This is a genomic window from Nocardia niigatensis NBRC 100131 (assembly GCF_000308655.1).
Taxonomy (GTDB): Bacteria; Actinomycetota; Actinomycetes; order Mycobacteriales; family Mycobacteriaceae; genus Nocardia; species Nocardia niigatensis.
Map to the genome: position 1 here is coordinate 144,579 of NZ_BAGC01000071.1, position 16,539 is coordinate 161,117.

At 65.3% G+C, this 16,539-nt stretch carries 13 protein-coding genes and 1 pseudogene; 9 read left to right on the forward strand and 5 right to left on the reverse strand.

All coding sequences use genetic code 11. The annotated features are described in order from the left end of the window. Positions 1 to 34: 34 nt before the first annotated feature. The 9 genes and pseudogenes from rpsR (at position 35) to ON33_RS43625 (ending at position 8,259) form a co-directional block, all read left to right on the forward strand. A complete protein-coding gene (rpsR, locus tag ON33_RS29955; RefSeq protein ID WP_040814320.1) occupies positions 35 to 304 on the forward strand; it encodes a 30S ribosomal protein S18 in 270 nt (89 codons plus the stop codon). Between the two features lie 17 nt (positions 305 to 321). Further along, on the forward strand, positions 322 to 777 hold the full coding sequence (gene rplI / locus ON33_RS29960; protein WP_040862455.1) for a 50S ribosomal protein L9: 456 nt from the start codon (positions 322 to 324) through the stop codon (positions 775 to 777). 629 nt (positions 778 to 1,406) lie between these two features. After that, positions 1,407 to 4,052: a replicative DNA helicase gene (gene dnaB / locus ON33_RS29965; RefSeq protein ID WP_040862456.1), complete on the forward strand. Its 2,646-nt coding sequence runs from the start codon at positions 1,407 to 1,409 to the stop codon at positions 4,050 to 4,052. A gap of 245 nt (positions 4,053 to 4,297) precedes the next feature. Continuing rightward, positions 4,298 to 4,421: pseudogene (locus ON33_RS44695) on the forward strand (transposase); the annotation flags it as partial. A 27-nt stretch (positions 4,422 to 4,448) separates the two neighbouring features. Beyond that, positions 4,449 to 4,583, forward strand: a complete 135-nt coding sequence (locus ON33_RS44110) for a hypothetical protein (RefSeq protein WP_281033248.1) — start codon at positions 4,449 to 4,451, stop codon at positions 4,581 to 4,583. 200 nt (positions 4,584 to 4,783) lie between these two features. Then, positions 4,784 to 6,358, forward strand: coding sequence for a class I adenylate-forming enzyme family protein (locus ON33_RS29970; protein ID WP_040862457.1), 1,575 nt, complete (start codon positions 4,784 to 4,786; stop codon positions 6,356 to 6,358). Continuing rightward, positions 6,355 to 7,545 carry a thiolase domain-containing protein gene (locus tag ON33_RS29975; protein WP_040862458.1) on the forward strand — a complete coding sequence of 397 codons (1,191 nt, stop codon included), beginning with the start codon at positions 6,355 to 6,357 and terminating at the stop codon, positions 7,543 to 7,545. Before ON33_RS29970 ends, ON33_RS29975 begins: the two co-directional genes overlap by 4 nt. Before the next feature lie 59 nt (positions 7,546 to 7,604). Then, positions 7,605 to 7,832 (forward strand): hypothetical protein, encoded by a 228-nt coding sequence (locus tag ON33_RS29980; RefSeq protein ID WP_157184784.1) that lies wholly within the window; start codon positions 7,605 to 7,607, stop codon positions 7,830 to 7,832. Positions 7,833 to 7,998: 166 nt separating this feature from the next. After that, positions 7,999 to 8,259, forward strand: a complete 261-nt coding sequence (locus ON33_RS43625) for an FAD-linked oxidase C-terminal domain-containing protein (protein ID WP_281033249.1) — start codon at positions 7,999 to 8,001, stop codon at positions 8,257 to 8,259. A gap of 1,449 nt (positions 8,260 to 9,708) precedes the next feature. Here ON33_RS43625 and ON33_RS29985 read toward each other — a convergent pair. The 5 genes from ON33_RS29985 to ON33_RS30005 all read right to left on the reverse strand — a co-directional run bounded on the left by ON33_RS29985 (position 9,709) and on the right by ON33_RS30005 (position 16,529). Then, complete coding sequence (locus ON33_RS29985) at positions 9,709 to 10,341, reverse strand: 3-oxoacid CoA-transferase subunit B (protein ID WP_040862460.1); 633 nt, start codon at positions 10,339 to 10,341, stop codon at positions 9,709 to 9,711. After that, on the reverse strand, positions 10,341 to 11,147 hold the full coding sequence (locus ON33_RS29990; RefSeq protein ID WP_040862633.1) for a CoA transferase subunit A: 807 nt from the start codon (positions 11,145 to 11,147) through the stop codon (positions 10,341 to 10,343). The genes ON33_RS29985 and ON33_RS29990 overlap by 1 nt, the downstream gene beginning before the upstream one ends. Positions 11,148 to 11,154: 7 nt before the next feature. Then, on the reverse strand, positions 11,155 to 11,976 hold the full coding sequence (locus ON33_RS29995) for a hypothetical protein (RefSeq protein ID WP_040862461.1): 822 nt from the start codon (positions 11,974 to 11,976) through the stop codon (positions 11,155 to 11,157). A gap of 86 nt (positions 11,977 to 12,062) precedes the next feature. Then, positions 12,063 to 14,366 carry a hydantoinase B/oxoprolinase family protein gene (locus tag ON33_RS30000; protein ID WP_040862462.1) on the reverse strand — a complete coding sequence of 768 codons (2,304 nt, stop codon included), beginning with the start codon at positions 14,364 to 14,366 and terminating at the stop codon, positions 12,063 to 12,065. A 33-nt stretch (positions 14,367 to 14,399) separates the two neighbouring features. After that, entirely contained in the window at positions 14,400 to 16,529 is a 2,130-nt protein-coding gene (locus tag ON33_RS30005; RefSeq protein ID WP_040862463.1) for a hydantoinase/oxoprolinase family protein, read from the reverse strand. Between the last annotated feature and the right edge of the window lie 10 nt (positions 16,530 to 16,539).

The following is a 16,539-nucleotide window of genomic DNA, read 5'->3' on the forward strand; positions in this document are numbered from 1 at the left end:
GGCTGGGTTCCCGAAATTACGGAGTTGAAAGACCATGGCCAAAGCACCGGCACGCGAAAAGGTGCTGAAGAAGAAGGCTTGCACCTTCTGCAAGGAAGACAAGGCTGGCAAGAAGAACAACACGGCCGGCGCCAAGATCGACTACAAGGACACCGCGCTGCTGCGCAAGTACGTGTCCGATCGTGGCAAGATCCGCGCTCGCCGGGTGACCGGCAACTGCGTCCAGCACCAGCGCGATATCGCTGTCGCCGTGAAGAACTCGCGTGAGGTCGCTCTGCTGCCTTACGTGTCCACCGCCCGCTGAGAAAGGAAGGCACAGCAATGAAGCTCATCCTCACCGCTGATGTCGACAACCTCGGTGCGCCCGGCGACACCGTGGAGGTCAAGGACGGCTACGGCCGCAACTTCCTGCTGCCGCGCGGTCTGGCGATTGTCGCCACCCGTGGCGCGCAGAAGCAGGTCGAGGGCATTCGCCGGGCGCAGGATGCCCGCCGCGTGCGCGACCTGGACCACGCCAACGAGCTGAAGCAGGCCATCGAGGGCCTGACCGGTGTGTCGCTCGCGGTCAAGACCGCCGGCACCGGCAAGCTCTTCGGTTCGGTCACCGCCACCGATGTCGCCGCGGCCATCAAGGCCGCCGGTGGACCGGTCGTCGACAAGCGCAGCATCGAACTGCCGAAGGCCCACATCAAGAGCACCGGTAAGCACGGTGTCGTGGTGCACCTGCACCCCGATGTGATCGCCAAGGTCGACCTGCAGGTCACTGCCGCCGAGTAATTCGGTTCGTCGGAGGCCACCTCAGCTGTGAGGTGGCCTCCGATTTTGTTTCTTCGTTTTCATTGTTTGCCAGATATTGGCTGAATGCGTGTCGTGTGCGTCGGGGCGAGGTGTCGCCCTGCAGAATTCAGGATGTTCGCCCGGCTTGTGGATTGCTCAGCAAACCAACCATTCTCGTTGTGCGGCAGGTCACAATCATGAGACCATCCGTTCACCCAACACGCCCGGACGTTATCGGACAGCGACACGCCGCACCGAATTGATCCACAATTACGCTCAATGCGAATTCGGTCACTACCAGCGCATTGATTGATCGCATCGACTGTTGTCCCCAAGTTCTCCACAGGGGGTGCACAACAGTTGGTGAACAATACCCACGTTGTCCACAGGTGTGTGCACAGCTCGGTTTGGCGGGTCACCGTCCGGTCGCCTAGGTTCGCATTCGATGTCGTGACCACAGCCCGGGACGACACGACTCCGTGTATCCAGCGCCCACCACCACGGGTTTGCCACCGCGCCTGCACAACTCGGCGTGGCGGACGCGCGTGGCGGGCCGAACATGTCGGTGCGCAGGCGTACAACGGTCATGGACTCGTTCCGGGCGCGAGGAGAGAGGACGGTCGGAACCGATGGCAGTCATCGACGATCGCGGCCACGACGATCACGGACCCTCCGACTATCCCGACGCCCCCGGCGAGGATTTCGGCCGTCAGCCGCCCCACGACATGGCCGCCGAGCAGTCGGTCCTGGGCGGCATGCTGCTTTCCAAGGACGCCATCGCCGATGTCGTGGAGGTCATCCGTCCCGGCGACTTCTACCGTCCCGCGCACCAGGCCGTCTACGACGCCATCCTCGACCTCTACGGCCGTGGCGAACCCGCCGACCCCGTGACGGTGGCGGCCACCCTGGATCGCAAGGGCGAGCTCAAACGCATCGGTGGCGCACCGTATCTCGTCACCCTGACCCAAACGGTGCCCACGGCCGCCAACGCCGGCTACTACGCCGAGATCGTCGCCGAGAAGTCGGTGCTGCGCCGTCTGGTCGAGGCCGGCACCCGCATCGTCCAGTACGGCTACGCGGGCGCCGACGGCCAGGACGTGGCCGAGGTCGTGGACCGCGCCCAGGCCGAGCTCTACGACGTCACCGAACGCCGCTCCAGCGAGGACTTCGCCCCCCTCACCGACATCCTCCAGCCCACGATGGACGAACTCGACTCCATCGCGTCCCGAGGCGGCATTTCCCTAGGTGTCCCAACCGGTTTCACCGAACTCGACGAAATCACCAACGGCCTCCACCCGGGCCAGATGGTCATCGTCGCGGCCCGGCCCGGTGTCGGTAAGGCGCTCGCTCTCGACACTCCGCTGCCCACGCCGGACGGCTGGACGACCATGGGCGAGGTCGGAGTCGGAGACGAGTTGCTCGACGCCCAAGGTCGGCCCACCCGGGTCGTAGCCGCCACCGAGGTCTTGACGGGCCGGCCCTGCTACGAGGTCGAATTCTCCGACGGCGCGGTGATAATCGCGGACGAGCAGCATCAGTGGCTCACCGAGACCCGTTCCGCTCGCCGGTCCGCGCAGCAAGCCGCGACCGGCTACCACCGGTATCGGAATCAGAAGACCTTCGCCGAGATCCGCACGACCGGCGAGATCGCGGCCACCGTGCGCTGCGCGACCGCTGACCGGCGTCTCAACCACTCCGTGGTGAACGCACAGGCGCTGCAGCTGCCCGAGCGCGAGTTGCTCGTGCCCCCATACACGCTGGGCGCTTGGCTCGGCGACGGCAGTTCGGCATGTGCGCAGCTGACCACAGCCGATCCCGAGATCATTCATCGGATCGAGAACGAGGGAATCCTTGCGACACACTCGGATTCCGCGCCCCTGCGCTACAGCCTGCGGCTGCCCGGGGAAGCACCGATCGAGCCGCGCGATTGCATCGTCTGTGGTGCGGAGTTCATTCCCGCCACCAGCGAAGTGCGCACCTGCGGCCAATCCTGCGGCGGCAGGGCTCGTTTCGTCTCCGGTCCGGTACCCACCCCGACCTGCCCACAGTGTGGTGGGCCGTCCATCGGACTGCGTATGTGCCAGTCCTGCCGACACGCGATCGGCAGCGTGCAGGCTCGCCTCCGCACCCTCGGTGTCCTCGGCGGCAAGCACATACCCGTCGATTACCTCCGCGCTTCCGAGACACAACGACGGGCCCTACTCGCCGGCCTGCTCGATACCGATGGCACAGTCACCCGCGGCGGTTCTGTCCAGTTCTCGGTAACCAATCCGCAGCTGGCCCGCGACACCCGAGAGCTGATCGTGAGTCTCGGGTACCGCTGCCGGATGTCGACCAAACGAGTCCGCGGCCGCACCGAGGCATCGTCGATCGCGTACACCCTGACATTCGCCACAGCGGACGAGGTCTTCGGGCTGAGCCGAAAAGAGCTGCTGCACAAGTTGCGACGCGGTGCTACCAACACATCACGTTCCGGCTCTCGCTACATTGTCGACGTCCGGCCGATCCCGTCGGTCCCGGTCCGCTGCGTCGAGGTCGCGAATTCCGACCACCTCTACCTGGCCGGCCACTCCATGATCCCAACCCACAATTCCACGCTGGGTATGGATTTCATGCGCAGCTGCTCCATCAAGCACGGCATGGCCAGCGTCATCTTCTCGCTGGAAATGAGCCGCACCGAGATCGTCATGCGCCTCCTATCCGCGGAAGCGAAAATCAAACTGGGCGACATGCGTTCGGGTCGCATGAGCGACGACGACTGGACGAAACTCGCCCGCCGCATGAGCGAAATCAGCGAAGCCCCGCTCTTCGTGGACGATTCGCCCAACCTCACCATGATGGAGATCCGCGCCAAGGCCCGCCGCCTCAAGCAGCGCCACGACCTGCGCCTCATCGTCGTCGACTACCTCCAGCTGATGAGCTCCGGCAAGAAGGTCGAATCCCGCCAGCAGGAAGTCTCCGAATTCTCCCGAAGCCTCAAACTGATGGCGAAGGAGCTGGAGGTTCCGGTTATTGCTATTTCGCAGTTGAACCGTGGTCCGGAGCAGCGAACCGACAAGCGGCCCATGGTGTCCGATTTGCGAGAATCGGGAAGTTTGGAACAAGATGCCGATATGGTCATTTTGTTACATAGGCCCGATGCCTTCGAACGAGATGATCCACGCGGCGGCGAAGCCGATTTGATTCTCGGAAAACACCGAAATGGCCCAACCGCGACAATTACGGTGGCACACCAGCTGCATTTGAGCCGGTTCGTCGATATGGCCCGCGGTTAAGGCCTCATGTGGGGTCTCATTGAACATGGCCAAATCTCAATGATGCCGACCACCGATTGGCCATATCTGTGAAACATTCGCTGCTCCGGCCCGCCACCGTGGCGGCACATAGCTTGGCGGGCGAGGGGTAGCGAGACGAAGCGCGGGTTCAGCTGTGTTGCACTGGATTCCGACGTGTATGCCGGTGCCGAGGTGGAGTTCCGGCGAGGTGGACGCGAGCAGGAGGCGGTCGATCGGTTCCATCAGGACCGATCCTGGCCGCTCGGGTTCTCGCCGAAATCGGCGACGACCCAGCACGTTTCGCCACCCCGGACGGACTACGCGCGTTCGCCGGCACCGCGCCGGTCACCATGGCCTCGGGCCGATCCCCCCGGGTGCGGACCGCACGATTGCCGCTTGTGGCCCGAACGAACCGACTATCGGCGCGGCAGCGACTGTGGCGCCCGCGATTCCGCCGAGGATCCAGCCAACGGCTGCGCCCCCGACGCCACCGACGATGGTCCCGATCGCAGCGCCGCGGTGATGGTCTGAAACAGCGGGAGTCGCGCAGCAGCCTGTGCCGCAAGCTACGGTCGTACAGCATCATGGCCTGAGAGCCAGGGGCGAATACCGGTAATAGTGCACCGTCGCCATCCCCGGTGCCCACCCATTCCGTCGCGACACCGCCCAGGCGGCAGGAATGTCCCACATTGGGACGTTCGAACCCGGTCTCGCGTACCTATCGTCGACGCATGGCAGAACCGCAGACTTTCGCCGAGTTGTGGGACCGAAGCGTCCACGACCATCGGGACCGGACGTTCCTGTTGTTCCGATCCACCGACGGCGAGATTTCGACCTGGACCTACGGCGGATTCGACGCCGCGGTCGACGGGGTGGCGGCGCGGTTGTCCGCATACGGCGTGGGTGCTGGTGATGCGGTTCACGTGACGCTGCGCAATTGTCCGGCATTCGTCGCTGTCTGGCTGGCGGTGAGCCGGCTGGGGGCCTGGATGGTTCCGGTGGATCCGGCGTCATCGGCCCGGGACGTGTCCCGGCAACTGGCGACCACCCGCCCTGTGCTGGCGGTATGCGCCGCCGAGCGGCAGGACGTGGTGTGCCAGGGCGTCGGCGGCCACACCGTGCCCATCATCGGGCTCACGGAAACATCCGCCGATCTCGAACCCGGATCTCCTTTGCTGGCCACCGCGCGCGCCGGTCTCGAGTCGGCCTCGCCGCGACCGCAGGCCCGCATCGCGGTCATGTTCACCTCCGGGACGACCTCGGAGCCGAAGGGTGTGGAGCTCACCCAGCACAATTACCGGCACGTCGCCACGGTCATGGCAGATCTGGCGGGCCTGACCAGGGACGACCGCTGGTACGTGTGCCTGCCACTGTTCCATGCGAACGCACAGTATTACTGTTTCGCCTCGGCTATCGCAGTCGGCGCGTCGGTGGCCCTGACCGCCCGGTTCACCGCGAGCCGATGGCCGCACGAGGTCGCCGAGTGTGGTGCCACGCACGCGAGCCTGTTCGCGGCACCGATCCGCATGATCCTGGCTCGCCGGCGCGACGACGCGCCCACGCTCGCGATGAAGCACGTGTGGTTCGCACAGAACCTCGCCCCCGGACAGTGGGCGGCGATGACGGACCTGTGCGGTGTCGCGCCCCGGCAGATCTACGGGATGACCGAGACGCTGCCCGTGGTCACCGCCAACCCGCCCGGCGAACCCGACCCGAGCCGGATCGGCAGCGTTATCGCTGGACGGCACGTCGTCCTGCTCGACCCGGTCACCGCCGAGCCCGTCCAGGACGGCGAACCGGGAGTACTGACGCTGGCCGGGCGCCGTGGGGTCGACCTGTTCCTGGGCTACCTCGACAACCCTTTCGCGAACGCCCGCGCCTTTCCGGATCTGGACCTCACCGTGCCCGAGGCCGGGCAGGTGTGGTTCAGCACAGGGGATCTCGCCCGCCGCTGCGCCGACGGTCAGCTCGCATTCGTGGGCCGCATCGACGACGTCATCAAGGTAGCCGGGGAGAACGTATCGCTCACCGAGGTCGAGGCGGCGCTCGCCGAGGCCCCCGGGGTGCTCGAGGCCGCGGTCGTCGCCGTCCCCGATGAGATGCGTGACCATGTCCCTGTCGCCTATGTCGTCCCCAGTGACCCGCGGCAGCCACCGGCCACGCAGTTGCTCGAAGACTGGGCAGCCACACACCTCAGCCCGTCTGCCCGCCCCCGGACGTGGACCGTCGTCGACGCGCTGCCGCGGACCTCGGTCGGCAAGATCCGCCGCTTCCGACTCACTCCAGAACATCAGGAGACACCGTGACCACGTTTTCACCCCTCGCCCACCGCGTCGGCATCGTCGGTGTGGCGCATACCTCGTTTGGCAAACTGCCCACCGAGACGGTGGCCAGCCTCGTCGAGCGGGTCACAGTCGACGCACTGACCGACGCCGGGGTCGAGCCGCACGAGGTCGACGAGGTCTTCGTCGCGCAATTCAACAGTGGGCTGACGTCGTTCGCCTTCCCGTCGTCCCTTCCGATCGGCGGGGCCGAAGGGCTGTGGGGACGGCCGATGACCCGGGTCGAGAACGCTTGTGCCTCTGGCTCGGCCGCCGTACACCAAGGTATTCGGGCCATCCTGTCCGGACTGGCCGACACCGTGCTCGTCGTGGGCGTGGAGAAGATGACCCACGCGAGCGGCGCCGAGGTGGGGAGAGCCCTGCTCGGGGCCGACCAGCAGCACGCCGGGACCGACCTCCCAGGCGGCTTCGCCGGGCTCTTCGGACAGGTCGCACTGGCGTACATCGAGCGGTACGGCGCTGCCGACTGGCTCGGTGACGTGCTCGCCGCAATCGCCGCGAAGAACCATCGCAACGGGTGCTCGAATCCGTGGGCACAGCTGCGCAAGGACTTCGGTATCGAGTTCTGCGCGACGGTGTCCGACGCCAACCCGATTGTTGCCCCGCCACTTCGGCGCACCGACTGTTCGCCCGTCAGCGATGGCGCGGCGGCCCTGGTCCTGCGCCGGGACCCTTTCAACCCACTCGCCGTCGTCGCCGGAATCGGGCATGCCAACGATCATCTCGACAGCACCCGACGGGACATCCTGGAGTTCGCTGCGGGCCGGTTCGCCGTCGAGCAGGCACTCGGGATGGCCGGCGCGTCCCTCGACGACCTCGACTTCGCAGAAGTGCACGACTGCTTCACCATTGCAGAACTTCTCGTCTACGAGATGCTCGGCCTCACCCCGCGTGGTGCGGGCCGGCGCGCGATCGAGGAAGGCTGGGTTCACCGCGACGGCAGGCTCCCGATCAACGTGTCGGGCGGGCTCAAGGCCAAGGGACACCCGGTCGGGGCCACCGGGGTATCGCAACACGTCGTCGTAGCACTCCAGCTCGCCGGCCGCGCCGGCGAGATGCAACTCGACGGGCCGCAACTCGGTCTCGTGCACAACATGGGCGGTCTGGCGGTGGCCAATTACGCGACAGTACTACGCGATCCGTCGTCCTGACTTCTCGATGCACGGTCGCGGCCGAAGGAACCGGCCTGCGACTGCCTGAGGAGGCAAGAATGTTCGCTACCGCCGAAGGGTGGTTGCCATCAGAAGGTGATATGCATCTGCGGGTTTGGCTGGCAGGTGTGGTCTTCGATTACACAGCCGCCGTGGCTGCCGTGCACAACCTGATCCAGGATTGGCAGGCACGGCGGTGGTGTGCATTCGAACTGATGGGCGGCACCGCCGATGACCGTCGGCCCCTGCCGCGGCTGCCCTGCGAACAACTGTTCCTCGGTCCATAACGAGCGCAGCTCGTGTGCACCCCGCCGCATCCAGTCGGTTCAGGGTCTTCTGTAGGCGCGCCGTGCGTCGCGCAGCAAGGCTGCGCACCCGTCGGCGCTAGGTCGGCCCGCCCTGGTAACCAGCGCAGGCGGCGGTGCGCGGGGATTCGGGGCTCGCGGTGCGCCTTTGCTCGGCACGGCGGCGAGTAGCGTACGGGGAGACGACGCGCAGAATCCGGACGCAACCGCCAGGGCCTACAACGCCTCCGATGACATGGTGAACCGATGCCCGGCACTGGGCGGGTCGATAACCGGAGAGCACGGAGCGGGTGAACTCAAGCACCGGTATCGCGAACCGAGGGTCGGCTCGATGGAACTCGAAGTGATGCGACAGATCGAGCACGCCTTTGATCCGAAAGGCATCCTTCATCCGGGGCCAGCGATATGACGGCAAAAAGGGGAATTCCAACTTCGGCGGGAGTGGCGCCTATGTCCGGACTATTACCAGATCCCGGTAGGTTTGGGGCACAAGGCGATGGAGATATCGTGCCGATATTCGGACATGACCCGAACCTGGCGGAAGGACGTCATGTGGGCACAACCCCACCAGTGATTCCGATGAGATCAGCTCAAAGGGCATTTCCGCTATTTATGGTGGTCGTGAGGCGACCCATGCTGGGTCCCTATGGGTTCCGGTCGCAGATGCGGACCAGACGTCGAAGAATTTGGCCTGCGTCTGTGTAAGGATCTGCCTCGAACGCCTTCGGGCTGGTGCTGAATCCGAGCATGGCTATGACGCCGCCATGCTGTCGTGTTGGAGTTCTCAGCCTGCGATCGCTGGGAAGACGGCCTGCGAGGGTTGAGCTTCCTCTCCTCGATATAGCTGCGAGTATGGCGGCTAACCGTTTCGCAAAAAAGGTGGTCGGCTGCTTCGGATGTAGTAGGGCGGAACGGTCAGTTGCCGGTAGTCATCGTAGTAACCTCAATGGGGCCTAACCATCCGCAGGGGAGGCCGCATGAGCCCTCGGTAGTTACACAGATCCTTCCGTTTGCATAGTATGTCGCGATCAGGAAGGCGTGCGCCGAGTAGCCGCAGTTCGGGCAGGATCCAAAATAGTTGAGGACCTCTCGTCTTCGCTGCTCGATGACACGTGCGGACCCGATCGGGGGCTCACACCCGTGGTGATCTGCTTTTTCTTCCATAACAGTTCCCGGTCTCTGGTTCGCGTACGGGAAGTGAGGGCAAGTCTCTATGGACGATCAGCCCAGTATCGCGTTGCGGGTCGCCACGCGATGAAGAACGAGCCGGGCAGTGTCTGTTTGCTGGTGGACAGCTGCGAGGTCCAGCTTCGAAGCTTGTGACGTGCGCGATGGGTTCTAGGTCGAGGCGAGATAGGCATGGGGGTCCTGGTGATTGGGCAAGCTGCGCCGGGGCCGGTGACTAGGCACTGCTCGCGCAGAACTCGATTGATGTCCAGCAGCTTCAGCCCGTGTGGCATGGTGATCGGTCGGCCGTCCGTGACCTTGCCGACCTCGCGGGTCCACTCCGTTGTGGGCCACCGCAGGCACCGTTGACGGGGTGGCGATGACGTTGTGCGCCCTCATCCCTCGAGAGGTACCTCGAGGCTAATCGCTCTCAGAGAGCAGCTGATGTCTCATTTTGGGACTGTGATTCGGAAAGGCGGTGCTGTGCCGCCCCTCGGCTCGGCGATCGAGTAGTTGGTAGGTGGCCGAGTGGGAGTGCCAGTTCCAGGGGGTGGCGTCGGCCGTCCAGCTGTCGTCCGAGGAGAGTGCAGGCGTTGGCAGCCGGGGCAACTGGCAGCCGCCAAGTACACCTGGACCGTCGGTTTCGGGGCTGTTGTTTGATCCAAGCTGACGGCATCGCAGTACACCGCAGTCACATCCCCAGCAGTGGTGCGTCTGTTGAGGCTTGAACCTGGTCGGGGTGCACGTCGGGTGCGCATTCGACGAGATGTAGGCCCTGGTCGGTCACGTCGATGACGGCGAGGTCGGTGATGATGCGGTCCACAACGGCCTTCCCGGTGAGCGGGAGGGTATTGGCGCGCAGGATTTTTCGCGTTCCGTCCTTGGCGAGGTGCTCCATGAGGACGATGACGCGGCGGGCTCCGTGGACAAGGTCCATGGCCCCGCCCATGCCCTTGACCAGCTTGCCGGGCACGACCCAGTTGCTCAGGTCGCCGTGTTCGCTGACCTGCATCGCGCCCAGGATCGCCGCGTCGACCTTTCCCGAGCGGATCATGCCGAAGCTGGTCGCCGAGTCGAAGAAACTCGCCCCGACGACAGTCGTCACGGTCTCCTTCCCGGCATTGATGAGGTCCGCATCCTCCCGCCCCTCGACCGGATATGGCCCCAAACCCAGGATGCCGTTTTCGGACTGGAGGACGATGTGAACCCCCTCGGGAACATGCCCGGGAACCAGTGTGGGCAGCCCGATGCCCAGGTTGACGTAGTCACCGTCGTGCAGTTCGGCCGCGGCCCGGGCGGCCATTTGTCCACGATTCCATGCCATCATCGTGCTCCTTCGTTCGTGGCCGGCTCGGCTGCCGGGTGTGCCTGGACCGTTCGCCGCTCGATGCCCTTGTCGGCGGCCTGCTCGGCGGTGAGCGGCAGCACCTGGTCGACATGGATCCCCGGCAGATGCACCTGCTCTGGGTCGATGTCGCCCGGATCGACCAGATGCTCGACCTCGGCAACGGTCCAGCGCGCGGCCATGGCGCACAGCGGGTTGAAGTTGCGCGCGGACTTCCGGAAGACGAGGTTGCCGTGCCGGTCCCCCATCCACGCTCGCACCAGGGCGACGTCCGGTCGCAGCGCCTCTTCCAGAACGAACGTCCGCTCGACTCCATCCCACGCGAACGACTGCGTCGGCTTCGCAGCGGAGGCGACGGCGACGGCCCCGTCCTCGGCGTACCGGACCGGCAGACCGCCCTCGGCAACCTGGGTGCCGACCCCGGTCCGGGTGTAGAACGCGGCGATGCCCGCGCCGCCGGCGCGCAGCTTCTCCGCGAGGGTCCCCTGCGGGGTGAGTTCGATTGCGACTTCGCCGTGCAGGTACTGCCGCTCGAGTTCTTTGTTCTCACCGACGTAGGACGCGATAAGTCGGCGGATCTGACGGTTCTCCAGCAGCAGGGAGTTGCCGATGCCCGCGAGTCCGCAATTGTTGGAGACCACGGTGAGTTCTCGGCTACCACGGCGGGCCAGCGCCTCGAGCAGCACCGCGGGTATACCGCAGATCCCGAATCCGCCCGTCGCGATCATCATTCCGTGCTCGACCGCCTCGACGACGCGGTCAGCACTGGTAACGACCTTGTCCATGATCTCCTCACCCGATCCGCGCGTGCCGCTCGAGCACATGTTCCGGAGACGCCGTGGCGGGGATGGTCGCGAGCAATACGCCGGCCGCACCGAGTTCGGCCGCACCGAGTTCGGCCTCACCGAGCCAGTACTGCTCCGACACGAGCGCGATGCCCGGGGCGTCGGCCGATACCTCCACCATGTGCTGGGTCCGCATCGCAAGGGTCCAGCCGAAATGACCGGCCACGTTGACGATCGACGAGTAGCTGGACACCGTTTCCGCGGCGGTGACCGCGGTGTCGCCCTCGCTCGCCCGGGCGTCGAGCAGCACCAGAGCGATCGGCAGCGTCCCCAGCTTCCCGAGCCACTCGGCGAAGTACATCGATGCGCTGTCGGCGGAGTCGTCGTCGACCTCGCTCAACGGATTCCCCGCCAGCGTATGGACCCGACCGAGCCAGCGCGCGGGCGAGGGAACATCGAGAACGACCGGCCGCCGCGTGGCGTCGGCCAGGGTGCGCACAGTGATCAGCATCCGGTCCACCAGTGCCTCCGACCCGAGCATGGTGCGCAGCGGGTAGCCGGTGCGCGACCGCGCTCCCATCTGGGTCAGCAGTCTCGGGTCGTCGGTGAGGTGCCCGGCGACCAGCGCCTCGATATCCACCCAGAGCGTGTCGGGGTCGAGCAGGGCGTGGACCTGGGCGACATGGCCGGTGAGCGCGCTGATGTCGGCCCACGGAATCGGTGCGCCCTGACGGATGACTGCCGTCGCATAGGCGTCGCAGTCAACCAGCAGCGGTCGTGAGCGACCGCTCGGCGGTGCCCCGACCAGGGACTGCAGGGATGAAGACATGTTTTCTCCTGGCTGGTGAATTGCGGAGGCGGAGTGCGGCACCCGGGACGAGAACCGGGTGCCGCACTCGTCGGCGGCGCAGGTTGTCAGGCGAGACGCCGGACGTCCTCGCCGTGCCGGTCCTCGAGCTCGCGGACCCGCGCCTCGAGCTGCGCGATCTTGACCTCCCGGCGATCCGGGATCATGACGATCGGCAGATCCTTCAGTGGCGCGCTCACCTGCTTCGGGCCGTCGATCGTGAAGACGGTCGCGGTGATGTCCTCGGTGTCCGAACCCCACGAGCCGTAGTAGTACAGGTCCTCGGAGGGCTTGGGCTCGACGAACTCCTGGCAGAACTCGGCGTAGGGCTTACCGCGCCGCAGCCGGGCGTTGCGGGCCTCCGCCCGCGCCGCCTGCGTACCCTCGACATCCAAACGGTAGGTCTCCGGGTCGTAGTGCACGCCGAAGATCTCCTCGGCGACCTTCTGGGTGATCCGGCCCAATTCGGCGTCCTTGACCACCGATTCGGGCAGCCGCTCGAGCGGATCGCCGTAGCCGCCGCCCGCGCCCTGGCTGATCATGTACAACTCGCCGTCCTTGGCGATGTCGAACTGCAGACCCATGTGGTAGGTCGAGTAGCGCCCGTCCTCGAAGGGCCGCTCGTTCATGACCTTCTCGATCGACAGGTCGAACTTGGAGTTATCCCGGCGAATGTGCTCGTAGACGTTGGTGCCCTTGACCATGGCCAGCGGATAGGTGCCGCAACCGTAGCCGCCGTACATGCCGTAGATGGACGAGAACTTCGCACCCGAGGTTACCGTCATGAAGCCCCACTGCGGGGTGCCCTCTGCGGCGACGATCATCTCGTAACCCATGCCGCCGGTGAACTTCCCGAAGCCCATGTTGTCGCGGACCAGCCGTTTGGACACCAGCTGCATGAAGGGAACCTCTTCCTCCATGACCTCCTGTTCGGCGGTGTCGGCCATCGCGCAGAACAGCGGCGACACCGCATCCTCGCCATCACGGAACGGCTTCGCACCGCCGGGCATGCCGTTGAGATCCGCGCAGAGGTTGCCTACCAAATCACCGTGCTGGGTGACCCCACCCCACAAGAAGGTGTTGATCTGGTTGAACCAAGGAGCGACCACATTGCTGTACTTCTTCGGGGTGGAGAAAGACATCCGGCTGTAGAGCGACTGCAAGGCGGAGAAGCCCCGGAAGGATGCCTGCAGCGATTGGCCCATCGGCGCGTCGTAGGAGGCATCGGCCCAGGTGCCCTCGTCGGAGATGATCTCGATGCAGCTCATTGCCGAGGTGCAGCGCGGCAGGTCCGGCCACCAGAACGCCAGGATCGCCTGCATGAACATCGACTTCACCGAGCACAGCGGACTGTTGATGGCACGGTTGAGGATCTCCGGGCCGGTACCGCGCAGATCGACGGTCATCTGATCACCCTTGATGGTGATCTTGCAGGCGAACTTGATGAGGATGTTCTCCTTGAGGGTGGAGTCCATGAACTGGTCGAACCGATAGGTGCCGTCGGGCAGTTCACCGATCCGTCGGCGCACCTCGACGTCGACGTCCTCGACCGTGGTGCGCAGGGCCGCGACGAACGTGTCGACCCCGACCTCGTCGATGATCTTGTCGATCCGAGACATGATCTTGCCAACCGCGGTGATCTTCACTTTCAGGTCGGCCAGCTGCAGTTTCGGGTCACGCACCGAATGCTGCAGGAAGGTCAACAGGTCGCGACGCAGATGGCCGCGTTCGACGATCTTGAACGGGCTCATCCGCAGGCCGTCGTCGAACGCCGTTTCCGAGCCGGAGGGCATCCCGCCCGGCTCACAGGCGCCGTTCTCGCCCTCATGAATGGTGGCAGCGACCCAGGCGATGATCTCGCCGTCGCGCATGATCGGCATGATCATCGACTGGTCGGTGTTGTGGATGTTGCCGAACCGGGCGTCGTTGTGGATGAACCCGTCACCCTCGTGAATCCCGACGGTCGGCTCGTCCTTCCAGTACTTCATGATGTACCGGATCGGGTGATGCAGAATCGCGCTGAAGGCGATGACGCCGTGGCAGGACAGGTAGGAGACATCCCCGTTCGCGGTGTAGATCGCGGTGGTGAGGTCACCCCACTTCGCGCCCGGCGCCGCGCCCTGCGCCTCGCACATCTCGTAGCCCTCGTCGAGCGCGCCGGCGATCCGCTTGCGGATGCGCTCGACCTGCAGGCGGTCGACCCCGGCCGCGATCGCCAGCTCCTCGTGCTCGGACCGCGCGGAGATGGTGTGGTCGCGCATGATGGCCGGGTCGGGGCCTAGAAACAGGGTCGTCTCGTCCATGAACTTGTCGACCCACTCCTGCTCCTGCTCGGTCAGGGTGGTCGACGGCTTGTCCTCGATGCTGGTCATGTCAGTAGCTCCGTGTGGTTGAGGTGTGAGTGGTCAGTCCTGGAGGAACCACACCGCGCCCTGGCGGGTCGGCTCCAGCCGCCAGCCGGGTTCGACGAGGTAGGTGGTGTTCTCCGTGGTGACGATCGCCGGACCGGGGATCACGTGGTGATGTACGAGCGCCCGCTGGTCGTAGACCGGCGTACTGATCGGATCGCCGTGCCCGATGAAGACGACCTCGCGGTGGGAGATCTCTGTCGGAACCGTTCGCTCGCCGCCCGCGTCGAGGGAGTCGAAGTTCACGACATCGCCATTGACGAAGGCCGCGACCCGGACGGTGTTGCACCGGATGCCGGCCTCTGGGGCTGCGCTGGACGCCCCGAAACGGTGGCTGTAGACGTCGCCGAAGGTCTTGATCACGGCCAGGACGTCACCGACGCTGTCGAGCCGGGAGATGTTCTCCAGTGCCACAGCCTGTGTGAGCAGCTGGTTGCCGTAGCGCATGTCCAGTTCCAGGCGGAATTGGACATCTTCGGCCGCGAAGCCCTGCCGGACCAGGTCCTCCCGCCCGCGTGCCTCGAGCTCCTCGACGACAGCGTTGAACTCCGTATAGCTGTCGTACAGCGCCCGGGTGGTCGCGTTGTACATGGTGATGTGCACGCCCCGCTCATGGAAGTGCAGCTGCTTCATGTTTCCGGCGCCGCAGGCGGAGAACACCGACGAGAACGGCGGCGCCAGCACGCGCGTGATGCCGGCGTGCCGGGCAATGCCGCAGGCATGCAGCGGGCCGTTACCGCCGTAGGCGAGCATCGTGAAGTCCTCCGGCAAGTAGCCGCGCACCCGCAGTTCCTTGCCGATACCGATCGCCATCTGCTCGTCGACGCCGTCCTTGATCGCCCGCGCAACATCGATCACATCCATGTCGAGCGGGTCGCACAGTGTTTCCTCGATGGCAAACCGGGACCGCTTCGGGTTGAGCTTGATGTAGCCGTTGGCGTAATCGTCCGGGTCCAGGTAGCCGAGCAGCAGATCGGCGTCGGTGACCGTCGGTCGCAGACCACCGCGGTCGTAGCAGGCCGGGCCGGGGTTGGACCCCGCGGACTCCGGACCGAGCTTGATCGAGTTGTGGATCCGGTCATAGCTGGCGATCGAACCACCACCGGCGCCGAGGGTGTCGAGATGCACCATCGGGACCGACACCAACCATCGATCGATCGTGGGCAGGAAGTCGTAGTGCTTCACGCCGCCCTCGGGGACCAGGCCGATGTCGAACGAGGTTCCGCCCATATCGGTGGAGATCACGTGTCCGAGCCCAGTCTCGTTGGACAGATGCTCGGCCGCGCCGACACCGGCGATCGGCCCGGAGTGGATGGTCTGCAAGGCATCGGTGGAGTTCATCTGCGCCATGCCGCCGGAGTTGTGGATGACCAGCATCGGTTTGTCGTAGCCGGAGTCGCGCAGGTTGTTCGAGAGCTGCGACAGCGCGTGGAACATGATTTCGTGAAGGAAAGCGTCGACGATGGTCGACGTCGCCCGCACATACTCGCCCTTGCGTCCGGAGACCTGGTGTCCGAGCAGGACCGGGATGGCGCCGAGCTCATGGGCGGGGAACTCCTCGAGGATGATCTCCTGGATGGCGAGCTCGTGAACGGGGTTCTCGGTCGCGTTGACCAGCGACACGACGATCGCCTCCGCACCGGCGTCGACCAGTTCGCGCACTACCGTCCGCACGTCCTCGGGATCGAGCTGGGCGATGATCTTGCCGGCCGAGTTGATGCGCTCCTTGACCGAGCGGATCAAGTGCCGGGGCACGATCGGATCGGGCCGCTCGGCAGCGGGCAGATTCTGCTGCATCGAGTAGTCCAGACCTTCGCCGTAGCCGCGACCACGGGACAGCGGAATGGTGTCCTCGAATCCATGGGTGACAATCGCGGCGACCTTGGGCCCCTTGCGCTCGATCAGCGCGTTGGTGCCGAGAGTCGTGGCGTAGCGGACCGAGTCGACCTCGGTCAGGACCGTGCCCCGGTCCAGCCCGGCTCGCTTGCAGGCCAGGTCCAGGGCCTCGTTGAAGCCGAGAGCGAGGTTGTGGTGGGTGGTGAGGGCCTTCGCCTCGATGTACTTGTCGTCCCAGACGAAGAAGCAGTCGGTGAAGGTGCCGCCGATGTCGACGGAGATGCGTTTCATGGGGGTGCTC

Coding starts and splice junctions, on each gene's coding strand:
- rpsR (WP_040814320.1), top strand. CDS start 35: ATGGCCAAAGCACCGGCACGCGAAAAGGTGCTGAAGAAGAAGGCTTGC.
- rplI (WP_040862455.1), top strand. CDS start 322: ATGAAGCTCATCCTCACCGCTGATGTCGACAACCTCGGTGCGCCCGGC.
- dnaB (WP_040862456.1), top strand. CDS start 1,407: ATGGCAGTCATCGACGATCGCGGCCACGACGATCACGGACCCTCCGAC.
- ON33_RS29970 (WP_040862457.1), top strand. CDS start 4,784: ATGGCAGAACCGCAGACTTTCGCCGAGTTGTGGGACCGAAGCGTCCAC.
- ON33_RS29980 (WP_157184784.1), top strand. CDS start 7,605: ATGTTCGCTACCGCCGAAGGGTGGTTGCCATCAGAAGGTGATATGCAT.
- ON33_RS29985 (WP_040862460.1), bottom strand. CDS start 10,341: ATGGCATGGAATCGTGGACAAATGGCCGCCCGGGCCGCGGCCGAACTG.
- ON33_RS29990 (WP_040862633.1), bottom strand. CDS start 11,147: ATGGACAAGGTCGTTACCAGTGCTGACCGCGTCGTCGAGGCGGTCGAG.
- ON33_RS29995 (WP_040862461.1), bottom strand. CDS start 11,976: ATGTCTTCATCCCTGCAGTCCCTGGTCGGGGCACCGCCGAGCGGTCGC.
- ON33_RS30000 (WP_040862462.1), bottom strand. CDS start 14,366: ATGACCAGCATCGAGGACAAGCCGTCGACCACCCTGACCGAGCAGGAG.
- ON33_RS30005 (WP_040862463.1), bottom strand. CDS start 16,529: ATGAAACGCATCTCCGTCGACATCGGCGGCACCTTCACCGACTGCTTC.